The organism is Acinetobacter sp. 102, from assembly GCF_037028485.1.
Classification (GTDB): domain Bacteria; phylum Pseudomonadota; class Gammaproteobacteria; order Pseudomonadales; family Moraxellaceae; genus Acinetobacter; species Acinetobacter higginsii.
This window is the reverse complement of sequence record NZ_JAZEZK010000001.1, coordinates 357,357-372,029: the sequence shown is the minus strand read 5'-3', so window position 1 is coordinate 372,029 and position 14,673 is coordinate 357,357. Positions and strand designations below refer to the sequence as shown.

Genomic DNA, 14,673 nt, shown 5'->3' with positions numbered 1-14,673 from the left:
AATCCGCTCTGATGAGCGGATTTTTTTAATCGTTTACACTATTGATTAGAAGCGGACAGTACCGTTGAGACCATAAGAATCAACACCATCTGTTGTGGTATAACCGACGCCTAAAGCAAATTGTGGCGTAAAGAATTTTTGCGCGTGAATATTGAAAACACTGTCTGAATCATCAGCGGTAGAATCTGCAAATGAGATGCCGACACTGAGGGTTGTATCCAAATAAAGATCAGCACCTAGGCGATAGGTTGTTTCATCACCGATATAGCTCAGTGCTTCAAAGTTGGTATAGTAACCGCCAATCTGCGAAACATATTTCGCGCGTAAAGAAACAGCGGTATTGTCATTTTCGCCAGACACAATTGCAGCGTTTGAAAGTGTATTGCTAAAGCCGTATTGCGCAACCTGAACTGGATTTAGGCTATCCGATAAATCTGCAACACCCACTGCTAGGAGTAATCCATTGATTGGTAAGAAACCTGCTTCAAGACTATAGCCATCACCATTTTCGGAATGAGAGCCTAAGCCATTAATTGTTGCTTTGACATTGGTACGATGTAAGGCACCAGAAAGATAAAATTGTGAGTTAGGGACGTAGAACTCACCTTGAAGGCCGATAATATTGAATTGTAAGTCACCGAGATCTTCGTCATCTTTCAGTTTGCTATAGGCATAGCCGCCACCGATATTCGATGCCTTATCTAAGAAAGCAGCTTCTGCTAAGGGTGCATTACGGGTTTGTACAGGGTTAAAATAATATTTACCGCTGATGACTGCACTGTTGCCTTTCCCATCATCCATGTTGATATGTTCATATGCACCGTTGGCTTCAGTTTGATAAGCATGGGCATTGATGGCAAAGCAAGCACTTATGAGTGTCGCAAGAAGACTTAGTTTTTTCATTCGAATTTCCCCCGATTAAAAATAATACATATTTTGTTACACGAAGTAGTGTATTCAAAAATAGCTAAGCGTCAATTCTTAAATACAGGATTAAGCTGGGGAAAAACAAAAGTGGAGGATTGAAAATGATAAGAAAATGGGGAGCAATAAAAAACGCCCTGAATGATTCAGGGCGTTTCCGATGTTACAAACTTCTGTTCAAGTCTTAGAAGCGGTATGCGCCACGAATACCGAATGAAGTGTAGTCATTATCAATATATGATTTATCGTTACCGAAGCCTACACGACCTTCTAAACTCACTTGTTGGTTGAAGAATTTCTTCGCAGAAATACCCCATTCATTTGAGTTGATGAAAGTGTTGTCATAATCAAGCTTCTGATAATCAACACCAACGCTTAAAGTTTTGTCGATGAAGTAATCACCTTTTAACTTCACTTCTTTATTGTCACCAAAAGCAGTATATGCTTCTAAGTTCACGTCATTTTGACCAACTTTAGTCACATACTTGGCACGAAGTGTTGGGCTAGTTTCACGGTCGCCATCTTTCACGTCAACAGTTTTCGCACCCGCAGCAACCAATAAACCTGGTGCTGGTAAGTAACCGACTTCTGCTGAGTAATGGTTGATTTTTAATTTGTCTTCGTCAGTTGCATATTTAGAATTCGGTTTGATTTCTTCACGGCCAATATTACCGCTTAAATAGAAATCGCTGTTTGGAACAAAGTATTCAATACCTGCGCCATATTGGTTGTTTTTGAATGCATCATCTTTTTCATGCGCGTATTGTGCTTTTACATTGCTCGCACGGTCAAGGAACGCTGCTTCTGCAAGAGGTGCATTACGTGTTTGTACTGGGTTAAAGTAATATTTGCCGTCTACGCTGAAACGATCATTGTCACCAAAACGATCTTGGTCTTTATAGGTATAAGAACCACCTACCTCAGCTTGATAAGCATGAGCAGTTCCTGTTACTGCGATTGCAGATAAAAGTGCTGATGCAATTGCTAATTTTTTCATGGTTGTTTCCTCATTAAGATTTAAACCAAGTGTTAAACACTGATACATGTTTTGTTACAACTTGAGTCTAGAGTAATTTTCAATATCGTCAATCTTGATAAGGTAATCGAACAGTACGAATGTAATTGACTTGTAATTTTGACATTTTATCTTATTGATATTATTTAATAAAAAATCAATGTTTTGATTTATTAAAACTTAGGAGAGATTGTGTGTTTTAGTGTAATTGGTCTAATTTTTATACAAAAACTAGGGTCGCAGAAATCTGACTAAACATTTCAGGCATAAAATTAAGTAATTTAAAAAATCAATTTTAATAAATAAATGTATTCAAAATGACATAGCTGTGTCGACTAAAACAGTTATGTTAAAATAGTGGATTAAGTGAAAAAATAGTGTGAGAAAAGACGCGTGGAAATTAATCCGTATTTAATTCAATTGAAAGACTTATCTGATCGTAGCCAAACACTACGGGGGTATCTTTGACTACGATCTAAAAGCTGAGCGTTTAGAAGAAGTTTTAAGAGAATTAGAAGACCCTGCGATTTGGAATGATCAAAGCCGTGCTCAGGCCATCGCAAAAGAAAAGGGCAGTTTAGAAAACACATTAGGTGTATTTGATCGTCTTGCTGAACAGTTGGATGATGCCAAAGCCATGCTTGACCTTGCGGTTGAAGCGGATGATGAAAGTTTATTGTTGGATGTTCAAGCAGAATTAGACAGTGCTGAACAGGCCTTAGGTAATCTTGAATTCCGCCGTATGTTTAGTAATCCAATGGATCCAAATCCATGCTTCCTTGAAATTCAATCTGGTTCAGGTGGTACTGAAGCACAGGATTGGGCGTCGATGTTATTGCGTATGTATTTACGCTGGATCGAACGCCATGGCTTTAAAGCTGAATTGATGGAAGTGTCAGATGGTGATGTGGCTGGGATTAAATCAGCAACCATCCGTGTAGATGGTGAGTTTGCCTATGGTTGGTTACGTACCGAAAGTGGCGTACACCGTTTAGTGCGTAAGTCACCATTTGACAGTAACAACAACCGTCATACTTCATTCTCTGCGGTATTTATCTCCCCTGAGATTGATGACAATATCGAAATTGATATCAATCCATCTGATGTTCGTACCGATACTTACCGTGCTTCGGGTGCGGGTGGTCAGCACATTAACAAAACTGATTCTGCAGTTCGTTTAACTCACGCACCGACTGGTATTGTGGTGGCGTGTCAGAACCAACGTTCACAACATGCCAACCGTGACCATGCGTGGAAGCAATTGCGTGCCAAGCTCTATGAGTTAGAGATGAGCAAACGTAATGAAGCTGCTCAAGCCTTAGAAGACTCGAAGTCAGATATTGGTTGGGGAAGTCAGATTCGCTCGTATGTCCTCGATGACTCACGTATTAAAGACTTACGAACAGGTGTGGAAAATTCCAATACCAAAGCAGTGTTAGATGGTGACTTGGATAAGTTCATCGAAGCAAGTTTGAAACAAGGTTTATAAGTTTTAATCCAATTAAAACGGCAATCTCGTTCAGCATCGGTCAGTTAATCGAAAAAATATGATATTAATATCGAAAAAAATGGATATTAATATTTAAAAAGTTCGATATACTGGTTTCAGGTGCTGAACAAAGCGTTGCCGCTTGAGAAACGTGGTGAGTCTATGGATATTGATGTTATAAGCAAAGCCTTAGCCAATCCATTACGTCGAGAGATTTTGCAATGGCTAAAAGAGCCTGAGCAATTTCTACCCGTTGAGCAATGTGGTGGTAGTTTTGAACGGGGCGTATGTGCAGGGCACATCGAACGTTTAGGAAAAGTTGCACAATCGACCATGTCGAATCATTTGTCTGTATTGCAACAGGCAGGTTTGATTAAGGTTGAGAAATATGGACAGTGGTCTTATTTCACGCGCAATGAAGCTTTGATTCAGCAATATATCGAACATTTAAAACAAGCACTTTAAATCGAAGAAGTGTAAGTTGAGGCGATCATGGCTGAACTAAATTCTACTTTGCAAGTAGGTGATTTCACGATTAAAAACCGCTTGGTTTTAGCTCCTTTAACGAGAGCGCGTAGTGGTGCGCAGCGTATTCCAAACGATTTGATGGTGGAATATTACCAACAACGTGCCAATGCGGGCTTAATTATTACCGAAGCAACCGTGATAAGCCCAAAAGCAGCGGGATATGCCAATACGCCAGGTTTGTGGTCACAAGAACAAGCGCAGGCATGGCATAAAATTGTTGAAGCCGTACACGCACAAGGTTCAAAAATTGTGGTTCAGCTGTGGCATGTCGGTCGTATTTCACATCCAGACTTATTGGATGGTGATACACCTGTGGCACCTAGTGCGATTCAACCTGCGGGTGAAGTGAGCTTACTTCGTCCCAAGCGTCCTTTTGTGACACCACGTGCTTTATCGCATGAAGAAATTCAAGAAATTGTCGCGCAATATAGAAATGCCGCTGAACAGGCCAAAGCTGCTGGTTTTGATGGTGTGGAATTACACGCAGCCAATGGTTATCTGATTGATCAATTCTTACAAAGTAGCACCAATCATCGTGATGATGAATACGGCGGTTCAATTGAAAACCGTGCGCGTTTATTACTACAAGTTGTCGATACCTTCATCGAAGTATGGGGTGCTGGTCGAGTCGGCGTACATCTTGCCCCACGTGGCGACTCACATGATATGGGCGATGAAAATCCAGTAGCAACGTTTGGTTATGTGGTTGAGCAATTAGATCAACGCAATATTGGCTTTATTTTCACGCGTGAATATGAAGCTGCAGATAGTGTATTACCGAAACTTCGTTCGAAATTTAAAGGCGTGTGGATTGCCAATGAAGGTTTAACCGCGGATTCTGCGAAACGTATTTTGGCGACAGACCAAGCCGATGCAGTCTCATTTGGTAAACAATATATTGCCAATCCAGATTTGTTTGAACGTTTGCAACATGATTTGCCTTTAAATCCGCTTCAACCACAAACTTTATATGGTGACGGTGCTGAGGGTTATACTGATTATCCTGCCTTTGAGCAGTTAGAAGCTTAATCTGTTTTAAAACTTAAAAAATGACTCATGTGATTTACCAAAATCGCATGAGTTTTTGTTTTAAATTCCGCATAATGAGCAGCAATCACATTGTCAATTATGGTCTCGGATGGCGCAGAACACAGTAGCACAGCAAACACCGTTTTGGTATAACGTTCTACTGGCTTGTATCAAGCCGTTGTACCGCTGGAAAATCAAACAACGGGCTGAAAGTGATGCGCTGTTTCAACAGGAATGTATTGAGCGTTTTGGGCCGTTTCAGCCTCCTAAAAATTTAGATGCGATTTGGTTCCATGCGGTATCTGTTGGTGAAACCAACGCGGCTCAACCTTTAATAGAACATTATTTAAAATTAGGCCATCCAGTTTTAGTGACCAATACCACCAAGACAGGGCAAGCGCGTGCCAAATCCCTATTTTTAAAAGCCCCTTATCTCGATTTATTTCAGGCGGTATATTTGCCTGTCGATCAAAAAGCATTATTAAAACAATTTTTTAATCTGTATCAACCGCGACTATTGGCATTGGTTGAAACAGAGATCTGGCCAAATCTTATTGCCCAAGCAAAACAGCAACAGATTCCCTGTATTTTATTGAATGCGCGTCTTTCCGAAAAATCGGCCAAAGGTTATGGCAAGGTCCGTCGTTTAACTCAACCGATGCTGCAACAACTCACTTGGCTATTGGCACAAGATGTGTCAACGCAGCAACGTTATGTTGAATTAGGTTTAGAACAAGCCAAAAGTCAGGTGGTTGGCAATATTAAATTTGATATTTCAGCACCAGAACAGTATCTGCAACAAGCACAGCAGTTGAAACAAGATTGGCAATTGGCTGATCGTCAGATTATTACTTTGGCCAGTACGCATGCGCCCGAAGAACAAAGTTTACTCAAACAATTGCAGTCACATTTAAATTCAAATCCGAATTTGCTCTGTATTGTGGTGCCGCGTCATCCAGAACGTTTTGATGAGGTATACCAAGTTTGCCAAAGTTTAAATTTAAAAACTCAACGCCGTAGTCTGCAGCAATCTATCCAAGTGGATACCCAAGTCTTCCTTGCGGATAGTATGGGTGAAATGTGGCTCTGGTATGCCTTGAGCCAAGCCTGTTTTGTTGGTGGTTCATTGAATGAGCCAGGCGGTGGGCATAATATTTTAGAGCCGATGGTGTTGAATGTACCGACAGTGATTGGTCCGCGTTATTTCAATTTTCAAACCATTGTGGATGAGTTTGTGGGTCAGCAAGGGATTCTGATTGGAGAGGATGCAGCACAGGTGGGGCAGCAATTATTAGCCTGCCTAGGGGCTGATGCACAGACTCAGCAACTGGTTACGCAGGCTCAGCGGGTTCTACAAGCAAATAAAGGCTCACTACAGCAGCATATTCAGTGTCTTGATCACTATTTACAGCAAACCGTATCGTCATGAATATCGTTTTACTTGAAACCGAACAGTGTGCTTCAGCGGATGTATGGCAAATTAGCCAGCCCAGACAATTACAGCATTTAGCTCAGCACTTACAGCTTAATGTTGGCGATACCTTAAAAGTGGGGATTCGTGCAGGTCAGCGCTACTTAACTGAGGTGGTCGCTATCAGCGAAGAATGCATTAGGGTTCGTCCAGTTCAAACTGAAGCGGTTCCTGCAAAGCTTCCCGTGCATCTAATTCTGGCCTTGCCACGTCCTAAAGTATTACGTCGCATCATTATGGATGCGGTGACATTGGGGGTGGAACGGATTAGCCTGATTCATAGTTATCGCGTAGATAAAAGCTATTGGCAAACCCCGTTTTTACAGCAACTGAATGATTATGTGACTTTGGGTTTAGAACAGGCTGGCGATACCATTGCACCCGAAATCCAGCTGTATAAACGCTTTAAACCTTTTGTTGAAGATGTTTTACCGACGTTGATCAGCGCAGAACAGCCAGCTTATGTGGCGCATCCTTATGCAGAGCAGCAAATGCCGTATGCAATTCAACAGCCTTGTAGTTTGATCGTTGGCCCAGAGGGAGGATTTATTCCTTATGAGGTCGATCTACTCATAAAAAACGGCTGCCAAGCGATGAGCTTAGGCAACCGAATTTTGCGAACTGAAACAGCCGTATCGAATATTTTAGGGCGATTATTTGTCTAAAGCATCGCTCAGCTCAGATTGATCACCACGATAGACTTTGACTTCCTGCACTGGATAAGGAATTGAAATTCCTTTTTCATCAAAAGCAGTCACCACCAATTCTTGGATTTCACTGATAGAGGCTGAGGTGGTGGTTTCAGTGGTATTGACCCACCAGCGTACTGTTAAATTAATTGAGAAGTCTGCCAGTGCGGTAACGTTGACCGAGAAGCCGGGTTGACTCAGTACATTTAAATTACGATCCAGAATATCGAGAATAATCTTCTTGGCTTTTTGCATGTCATCTTCATAGCCAATACCGACCACAAACTCACAACGACGACGTTGATAGGCATTGTTGACTGTGACTGCACTGGTGTACACCGTGGCATTGGGAATTACGATACGGCGGCCATCAGGTGAACGTAAGAAGGTTGCTCGGATTTGAATATCCTCGACGTTTCCTTCCAAGCCATTGACGACAATATCATCCCCGATACGAAACGGTTCGCTGATTAAAATCAGAATCCCTGACAGTAAGTTTTGAAAAATATCTTTGAAAGCAAAACCGATCGCAACCGAACCAATACCGAGTGCACCAATCAATTGACTTGGGGTAAAGCCCGGGATGGCAATCACCAACGCAATCAAGAAGCCAAAGAAGATAATAAAGGTACTACCGACCCGATTCAGTACCAATACTAGGTTTTGGCGGGTATAGCTGCGATTTTCTAAAGTCTTGCGAATAAAGAGCTTAAACAACTTGGTGAGTAACCAAAAGATAATGAAAACTGTAATTGCGATACCGATATAGGGAATACGCTCCCAAAAGCTGTCCATGATTTTATCAATGGTGGTATAGGCATCGTGATACTTTTCAGTATGGGCCAAGACTGTTTCAGTGGTCTTGGTGCTGGCTTGATGAATCAGCGCACCCGTATCTTTTGCCACTTCAGTCAATGTTGTTTGTTCGTTTGCCACAGCAAGATCTCTATTTCGCAAAGGAAGGAGTAAATGAGGGAAGCAATCATAATGAATTTATTGCCAACACGCATGCAAAATTCAGTCTTTGTTTCCCATGATGATTAAATCAATTCGCTGAATACGGTCGTTTAAAAATATTCGGTCGTATTTTGAATGATTTGGGTTGGGGCTTCCCATAAATCTGGGCTAGCAAAATAATAAGCAAAAATGAATATCGTAAACATCATGAATAGGCTGAGCAGAATCATGAGCCATGCCAGTAATTTTTCCCAGCCACGAGATGGGCGAACATCACCATAGTCATTGCGATGCGGCGTTCCTGGTGCAAGCAAGACATATAAGGTAAATAGCAGCTGAATCACCGGCACCAATAACAGCAAGCATAGCCAGCCAGTCTTATTTAAGTCATGTAAGCGACGAATCAAAAGCACGATTTGTAAATAAAAGGCACCCAACCATGCTGCAATCATGGCAAAGACAGACATGCCTGAAAACGCACTAAATATGGCATCATCGATGTTGCTGCTTGCAAAAATACCAGCAAAGGCAAAGATCAAGATAAATGCAGCCAGACAAGCCAAACTGAGCAAACCGTACCAACCTAAATAGCTGAGACGGTTAAAACGACCCTTAGGAGAAAGTGGATGGTCATTGATTGGTTGTACTTGGGTCGTTATTACAGGGTCAAACATAGTGCATTCCTATTTTTCTGATTATTAAATCTTTTAAGCTTTTGGCAATGATCAAAATAATCACTTATTTTAAGAACAAAAAGCATAGACAAGCAGTTCAAATTTAAATTATTTTGAGTAAATTTTTGAAAAGAAATGGATCGTAAAAGCGTCGGCTTTGCTATTTTAGCCTAAAACGAAGACAAGATTGAAAGATTAAAAGCCCTGACATTTCTACGACCAAAGCCGCATTGTTTGCGCTTGTAAATGGTGTCAATACTGCAAGTGAGAACAAAACATACCCGTGTAATAGATGAGAACATCTAAGGTATGAGATAAAAAACCAAGGAAGTGAGCTATGAAAGAAATCTACCCAGTGCCTGATAAATTCAAAGAAACGGCAAGAATCTCTGAAGCAGACTATTTCAAACGTTACCAGCATTCGATTGAGCAACCTGAAGCATTTTGGGCAGAGGAAGCCAGCAAGATTGAATGGATCAAACCATTTACACAGGTCAAAAATACCAGTTTTAATCAAGATAATTTCAAAATCGAATGGTTTGCTGATGGTGAGTTGAATGTCTCAGCCAATTGCTTAGATCGTCATCTTAAAGATAATCCATTAAAACCTGCCATTATTTGGGAAGGCGATCACCCTTCGCGTCATAAAATCATTTCATTTTCTGAATTGCATGATGAAGTTTGTCGTTTTGCCAATGTATTAAAGAAACAAGGTATTCGCAAAGGCGATCGGGTTGTGCTGTATATGCCTATGGTGCCTGAGGCGGCAATTGCCATGCTTGCTTGTGCGCGTATTGGTGCAGTGCATTGTGTGGTGTTTGGTGGTTTTTCACCAGACTCCTTGGCAAGCCGAATTGAAGACTGTCAAGCAAAACTGGTGATTACTGCGGATGCAGGAATGCGTGGTGGCAAGTTACTGCCACTGAAAGAAAACGTGGATGCAGCTTTAGATATTGATGGCACCAGTAGTGTTGAAAACGTCATCGTGGTACATCGTACAGGTAATCCAATTCAGTTTAATGCGCCACGTGATGTTTGGTATCACCTTGCCATCATGGAAGTAGACGAACACTGTCCTCCAGAACCGATGAAGGCCGAAGATCCACTCTTTATTCTGTACACCTCGGGTTCTACAGGTAAACCGAAAGGCGTGTTACATACCACAGGCGGTTATCTGGTCTATGTGAACACCACCTTTAGAGAAGTCTTCGATCTGCGTGAAGATGATGTGTATTGGTGTACCGCAGATGTGGGCTGGATTACAGGCCATAGTTATTTACTCTATGGTCCACTCAGTAATGCCACCACCACGGTGATGTTTGAGGGGATTCCACAATATCCAACATGGGCACGTATAGGTCATGTGATTGATAAGCATAACGTCACCATTCTATATACAGCACCAACTGCGATTCGCGCCATGATGCGTGAAGGCGATGCTTATGTCCGTGAAAGTAACCGCAGTAGTTTGCGCCTACTTGGTTCGGTCGGTGAGCCAATCAATCCAGAAGCGTGGAATTGGTATCATGAAGTGGTCGGTGAAGGTCGTTGTCCAATTGTCGATACATGGTGGCAAACTGAAACTGGCGGTATTTTAATTTCACCATTGCCGGGTGCAACAGCCTTAAAACCAGGTTCCGCGACACGTCCATTCTTTGGGGTACAACCCGCCTTGGTGGATGGCGAGGGCAATGAGCTTGAAGGTGCAACCGAAGGTAATTTGGTGATTAAAGATTCATGGCCAGGTCAAATGCGAACCATTTGGGGCGATCCACAACGCTTTATTGAAGCCTATTTCTCGACCTTTAAAAACTACTATTTCACTGGTGATGGTGCACGTCGTGATGCCGATGGCTACTACTGGATTACTGGGCGTGTCGATGATGTCCTCAACGTATCAGGCCATCGCCTAGGGACAGCCGAGATTGAGAGTGCCTTAGTCTCGCATGTAGCAGTTGCAGAGGCTGCGGTGGTGGGTATGCCGCATGATATTAAAGGACAGGGGATTTGTACTTTTGTCACTTTACAAGCTGATGTGGCTGAATCTGAGGAGCTACGTAAAGAGCTGGTGAATTGGGTACGTAAAGTACTTGGCCCTGTGGCAACCCCAGATGCACTACATTGGGCACCCGCTTTGCCAAAAACCCGTTCAGGTAAAATCATGCGACGCATCTTGAGAAAGATTGCTGCCAATGAATTGGATAGTTTAGGTGATACCTCGACCCTTGCTGAACCCGCTGTAGTTGATCATTTGATTGCTACAGTTTATCCAAACCGATAAACCCGATTCAAATGTGAAAAGAGCGTTCGATTGAACGCTCTTTTTTTTATCTGCATTAGATTTCTTGCATAAGTCATTTTTTAAGCTGTGTTGAATTCGCAATGAAAGTTCCCTCTCCTTTTTAAAGGAGAGGGCTAGGGAGAGGATTTATATGAAGAATTCCCCTCATTCTTTTGCAGACTCACAGCCCTCATCTCAAAGGGAGAAGGGACTTTCAATACTAATTATTTACCAATGATTGATCCTTTTTCGGCTTTTGAAAGAGCTCTATGATTTAATGGTTTCCTAAAAAATCTGCCGTGTTTTGTACAGTGGCAAAGAAACCCAGTGCAGATAAGAACGCCGTTTGCACATCTGCTGCTTTGACGATTTTACCCTCATGTTCCAGATCACGGGTTGCAGTGGCATCAGCGATCAAGATGGGTTGGTAGCCAAGCTCTTTCGCTGCACGTGTCCCAGAGTCAATACAGACGTGGGTCATCATGCCTGTAATCACTAACTGTTCAACTTGATGCTGTTCAAGGATGGCTTGAAGATTGGTTTCTAGAAAGCTATTGGGGAAATGCTTTTCGACAATCAGTGATTGATTGGTGACTTTCAATTGTGGGTGTAATTCAACACCGACGGTATTTTCCTGAAAAAAACTGGCTGAGGCAGGATTAATATGCTGAATATAAATAATTGGTAAATTATTTTGAATAAAATGATCTTCTAATTGGTTGGTTTTCGCCAGAGCAAGGTCTGGATTGACCAATTCCATTTTGCCATTTTTAAAATAGTCGTTTTGAACATCAATAATCAGTAAGGCTTGTTTCATTGTTTTTACGTCCAACATTAAGATAAAACAAGAGTAGGGTGAAACTGAGAAATCGGCTATATTCAAATGAAAGCATTGTTGCTGGTTTTCTTTCGTAATGAAAAATGAATATTGAACTTGATCCCATCGACTTAAAAATTATTGAACTGCTGAAGCAAGACTCACGTTTAAGCCATAAAGAAATTGGGCAGCGAGTGCATCGTACTGGGCAGGCGGTGGGTGCTCGTATTGCACAGTTAATGGATGCAGGTATTATCAAAAATTACACCGTCGCGATAAAATACGAACATCAACAATTCATCCAACTGTTTATGAATGATCAGCAAGCTTTTATTGAGGTTGAGCACTTAGTCAAACAATATGAACAGGTAGATGAGTGTTTTAAAATTCTCGGCAATGCCTGTTATATGATTGTTAGCCACTTTAATCCATCACAATTGAATGAATTTATTGAGCAACTGTCGCAGTGGTGCCGTTATTCGGTTGAAACTGTCATGCGAGAAATTGAGACTCGCTAAAATAAAAAAAGCCCCAAGCCGAGCCTTGGGGAGTATTTGCCATTTCTTTTGTTTTTCTTCTTATTTAATGCTGAAAACTACGCTGATTTTGCTGCGAGATGATGCTCCTGTTGTTGTTCAAGTTGACGGACGAGGGGGAGAACTTTTTCTCCAAAATATTCAACCTCCTCAATGAAATGCAGAAAACCAGAAAGAACCAGATCAACCCCCACATTTTTTAGGGCCACAATACGTTCTGCAATTTGCTGTGGTGTGCCAATCAGATTGGTTTTAAAGCCATCGTTATATTGCACTAAATCATCAAAGGTCGATTTTGCCCAGTTGCCCTCACGCTCAGGGGCTGCTGCACCAGCTTCACGGGTGGCATCACCGAAGGCATTCACCGCTTCGACGTTGGCTTGAGCAATGATTTCATTCAGTACTGCTTTGGCTTCTTCCTCAGTATCACGTGCGATAATAAAAGCATTGACCCCAATCTTGACTTGTCTGTTGGCTAACTTTGCTTTACTGCGGACATCATCAACCTGCTTCTTGATTTCTTCAACGCTATTGCCGTTGGTAAAATACCAGTCTGATACACGCGCGGCCATATCACGTGCTGCACGGGAACTGCCGCCTTGAAACACTTCGATATAAGGTTTTTGCAAAGGTTTCGGTTTAAGCGTGTAATTATGGAATTGGTAATATTTGCCATCAAAGCTGTAATTGTCAGTTGTCCAGATACCTTTGAGGGTACGAATAAATTCCTCCGAACGAACATAACGTTCATCATGCTCAGGCCAAGGTTCGCCAATCGCATCAAATTCGCCACGGAACCAGCCACTGACCACATTAATCGCAATACGCCCTTGGGTGAGGTAGTCAATAGTGGCCAGCTGTTTAGCCGCGAGTACAGGCTTCCAAGGGCCTGGCAGGATTGCTGCAATTACTTTGAGTTTTTCGGTCTTTGCTAATAAAGCATGGCTAAAACTTACGGATTCATGTTGGTTTTCTGCGCCATAGCCAGCGGTAAAACGGATTTGTGTGAGGGCATATTCAAAGCCGCTGCGTTCCGCTGCTTGTGCTAAACGCACATTATAGTCATAGCTCCAGTCAGTACGTTGTTCAATGTTGCTTACAACGAGACCGCCACTCACATTGGGAACCCAGTAGGCAAATTTAATTGCGGATGCTGTTGTTGTCATCGTTGTATCCTCCATAACAGATATGGTTTATGCGACGTGGGTTAAATTCTTGGTTGACTTTGGGTGTAAGCGAGATTCAGCTGCATCCAGATTCGGCACTGCCGCAGATGGTAAGACTTCGGCTTGTTCGATTTGTTTGTTGATGCCGAGATTCTGATTGGCTTGCTCAGTTTTGGCTTTGATGGCCGCTGCACGTTGGCCTTTGGCTGGTGCCCATTCTAAAATTGGTAAGGCACGTGCCACAGCGAGAGTGACGCGATCAGACAATTGTTCGCTTTTTACCGTATATTCAGGCGTAAAGTCACGATCAGTAGCATAGACCCCAATCGGTAAGGTTTGTGCTTGGAAAAAGCTAAATAAAGGGCGTAATTGATGTTCTAGCACCAGGGCATGACGGTCACTGCCACCTGAAGCGGCGAGTAACACAGGTACATCAACCAAAGCGGTCTGCTCAACAAAGTCGAAGAAATGCTTAAATAAACCTGTAAACGAAGCACGATAAACAGGGGTACCCACAATCAATGCATCTGCGGCTTCAACTGCTGCCAAATCATCTTGTACGCGTTGAGGTAGTTGATTACGATAAATGGCGCCACCCAATAAAGGTCCAATTTCACTGAGCTTGACGAAATGTACTTTAATATTAATTGCTTCCGAAAGCTCATCCAGAATCGCCTGAACTAAGCTTTCTGTTTTTGATGGGCTATTTAAACCACCAGATACTGCAACAATATTAAGCGGAGTTGAGAGGGTATTGTGATTGGACATAATAACGGCCTAAAAGATCATTTCGAATTGCTATTTATTTATCTACACCGCATGCCAAGCTGTAAAATAAGGAAATGCTGCAAGCTTATCTTTTTTAAAGATATGTCGATAAATCACAATAAATATCAAATTTTAGGTCGTTAATTTTCTGTTTCTATTCAAGATTTTTGAATCTGTTTTATGCAAAGATGATTTTAATCAAGTTATATCAATATTTGATTTATTTTGCGGGAAAAGGAAATAAATCGTACCTTGTGCTTGACCTAGCCTTGAATTGAAAATAGGCTTAAGCGGATTGAATTTAAATAAACATCGTACAGTGACGTACT

14 protein-coding genes are annotated in these 14,673 nt (G+C 41.9%); 7 read left to right on the top strand and 7 right to left on the bottom strand.

The annotated features are described in order from the left end of the window. Positions 1 to 45 precede the first annotated feature (45 nt). Together WA352_RS01790 and WA352_RS01785 are read right to left on the bottom strand one after the other, a co-directional pair. Positions 46 to 903, bottom strand: a complete 858-nt coding sequence (locus tag WA352_RS01790; protein WP_005317390.1) for a putative porin — start codon at positions 901 to 903, stop codon at positions 46 to 48. 205 nt (positions 904 to 1,108) lie between these two features. Then, positions 1,109 to 1,921 carry a putative porin gene (locus WA352_RS01785; protein WP_005317392.1) on the bottom strand — a complete coding sequence of 271 codons (813 nt, stop codon included), beginning with the start codon at positions 1,919 to 1,921 and terminating at the stop codon, positions 1,109 to 1,111. Positions 1,922 to 2,332: 411 nt separating this feature from the next. On the opposite strand from WA352_RS01785, the gene prfB reads away from it, so the two are divergent. From prfB to WA352_RS01760, 5 genes are all read left to right on the top strand, one after another. Continuing rightward, positions 2,333 to 3,428, top strand: a protein-coding gene (gene prfB, locus WA352_RS01780) for a peptide chain release factor 2 (protein ID WP_096089470.1) whose coding sequence is annotated in 2 segments (ribosomal slippage) — positions 2,333 to 2,404 and positions 2,406 to 3,428 — 1,095 coding nt in all. Because the reading frame shifts where the segments join, the coding sequence is not laid out codon by codon here. A 162-nt stretch (positions 3,429 to 3,590) separates the two neighbouring features. Further along, entirely contained in the window at positions 3,591 to 3,893 is a 303-nt protein-coding gene (locus WA352_RS01775) for an ArsR/SmtB family transcription factor (protein ID WP_032859433.1), read from the top strand. A 27-nt stretch (positions 3,894 to 3,920) separates the two neighbouring features. Then, entirely contained in the window at positions 3,921 to 4,985 is a 1,065-nt protein-coding gene (locus WA352_RS01770; protein ID WP_005317396.1) for an alkene reductase, read from the top strand. 109 nt (positions 4,986 to 5,094) lie between these two features. Beyond that, positions 5,095 to 6,414: a 3-deoxy-D-manno-octulosonic acid transferase gene (locus tag WA352_RS01765; RefSeq protein WP_005317398.1), complete on the top strand. Its 1,320-nt coding sequence runs from the start codon at positions 5,095 to 5,097 to the stop codon at positions 6,412 to 6,414. Further along, on the top strand, positions 6,411 to 7,121 hold the full coding sequence (locus WA352_RS01760; protein WP_005317400.1) for a 16S rRNA (uracil(1498)-N(3))-methyltransferase: 711 nt from the start codon (positions 6,411 to 6,413) through the stop codon (positions 7,119 to 7,121). Before WA352_RS01765 ends, WA352_RS01760 begins: the two co-directional genes overlap by 4 nt. Here WA352_RS01760 and WA352_RS01755 read toward each other — a convergent pair. Next, positions 7,110 to 8,081 (bottom strand): mechanosensitive ion channel family protein, encoded by a 972-nt coding sequence (locus WA352_RS01755; RefSeq protein ID WP_004803649.1) that lies wholly within the window; start codon positions 8,079 to 8,081, stop codon positions 7,110 to 7,112. The two genes, WA352_RS01760 and WA352_RS01755, sit on opposite strands and share 12 nt — an antisense overlap. 131 nt (positions 8,082 to 8,212) lie before the next feature. Beyond that, entirely contained in the window at positions 8,213 to 8,776 is a 564-nt protein-coding gene (locus WA352_RS01750; RefSeq protein ID WP_005317403.1) for a DUF805 domain-containing protein, read from the bottom strand. Positions 8,777 to 9,113: 337 nt separating this feature from the next. Between WA352_RS01750 and acs the strand changes: the two genes are divergently transcribed. Next, on the top strand, positions 9,114 to 11,057 hold the full coding sequence (gene acs / locus WA352_RS01745; RefSeq protein WP_336141054.1) for an acetate--CoA ligase: 1,944 nt from the start codon (positions 9,114 to 9,116) through the stop codon (positions 11,055 to 11,057). Positions 11,058 to 11,331: 274 nt separating this feature from the next. Here the strand turns inward: acs and WA352_RS01740 are convergent, their stop codons facing one another. Continuing rightward, positions 11,332 to 11,874: a cysteine hydrolase family protein gene (locus WA352_RS01740; protein WP_005317406.1), complete on the bottom strand. Its 543-nt coding sequence runs from the start codon at positions 11,872 to 11,874 to the stop codon at positions 11,332 to 11,334. Positions 11,875 to 11,978: 104 nt separating this feature from the next. On the opposite strand from WA352_RS01740, the gene WA352_RS01735 reads away from it, so the two are divergent. Continuing rightward, positions 11,979 to 12,392 (top strand): Lrp/AsnC family transcriptional regulator, encoded by a 414-nt coding sequence (locus WA352_RS01735; protein ID WP_005317409.1) that lies wholly within the window; start codon positions 11,979 to 11,981, stop codon positions 12,390 to 12,392. A gap of 77 nt (positions 12,393 to 12,469) precedes the next feature. On the opposite strand, the gene sfnG is transcribed toward WA352_RS01735, so the two are convergent. Together sfnG and msuE are read right to left on the bottom strand one after the other, a co-directional pair. Next, positions 12,470 to 13,576 carry a dimethylsulfone monooxygenase SfnG gene (sfnG, locus tag WA352_RS01730; protein WP_005317411.1) on the bottom strand — a complete coding sequence of 369 codons (1,107 nt, stop codon included), beginning with the start codon at positions 13,574 to 13,576 and terminating at the stop codon, positions 12,470 to 12,472. Positions 13,577 to 13,603: 27 nt separating this feature from the next. Then, positions 13,604 to 14,344 carry an FMN reductase gene (gene msuE, locus WA352_RS01725; RefSeq protein ID WP_005185815.1) on the bottom strand — a complete coding sequence of 247 codons (741 nt, stop codon included), beginning with the start codon at positions 14,342 to 14,344 and terminating at the stop codon, positions 13,604 to 13,606. Between the last annotated feature and the right edge of the window lie 329 nt (positions 14,345 to 14,673).

What these genes read in the sequence shown, in the direction of transcription:
- WA352_RS01775 (WP_032859433.1), top strand. Translation starts at nt 3,591, where the DNA reads ATGGATATTGATGTTATAAGCAAAGCCTTAGCCAATCCATTACGTCGA.
- sfnG (WP_005317411.1), bottom strand. Translation starts at nt 13,576, where the DNA reads ATGACAACAACAGCATCCGCAATTAAATTTGCCTACTGGGTTCCCAAT.
- acs (WP_336141054.1), top strand. Translation starts at nt 9,114, where the DNA reads ATGAAAGAAATCTACCCAGTGCCTGATAAATTCAAAGAAACGGCAAGA.
- WA352_RS01750 (WP_005317403.1), bottom strand. Translation starts at nt 8,776, where the DNA reads ATGTTTGACCCTGTAATAACGACCCAAGTACAACCAATCAATGACCAT.
- WA352_RS01760 (WP_005317400.1), top strand. Translation starts at nt 6,411, where the DNA reads ATGAATATCGTTTTACTTGAAACCGAACAGTGTGCTTCAGCGGATGTA.
- WA352_RS01765 (WP_005317398.1), top strand. Translation starts at nt 5,095, where the DNA reads ATGGCGCAGAACACAGTAGCACAGCAAACACCGTTTTGGTATAACGTT.
- WA352_RS01790 (WP_005317390.1), bottom strand. Translation starts at nt 903, where the DNA reads ATGAAAAAACTAAGTCTTCTTGCGACACTCATAAGTGCTTGCTTTGCC.
- msuE (WP_005185815.1), bottom strand. Translation starts at nt 14,344, where the DNA reads ATGTCCAATCACAATACCCTCTCAACTCCGCTTAATATTGTTGCAGTA.
- WA352_RS01740 (WP_005317406.1), bottom strand. Translation starts at nt 11,874, where the DNA reads ATGAAACAAGCCTTACTGATTATTGATGTTCAAAACGACTATTTTAAA.
- WA352_RS01770 (WP_005317396.1), top strand. Translation starts at nt 3,921, where the DNA reads ATGGCTGAACTAAATTCTACTTTGCAAGTAGGTGATTTCACGATTAAA.
- WA352_RS01785 (WP_005317392.1), bottom strand. Translation starts at nt 1,921, where the DNA reads ATGAAAAAATTAGCAATTGCATCAGCACTTTTATCTGCAATCGCAGTA.
- WA352_RS01735 (WP_005317409.1), top strand. Translation starts at nt 11,979, where the DNA reads ATGAATATTGAACTTGATCCCATCGACTTAAAAATTATTGAACTGCTG.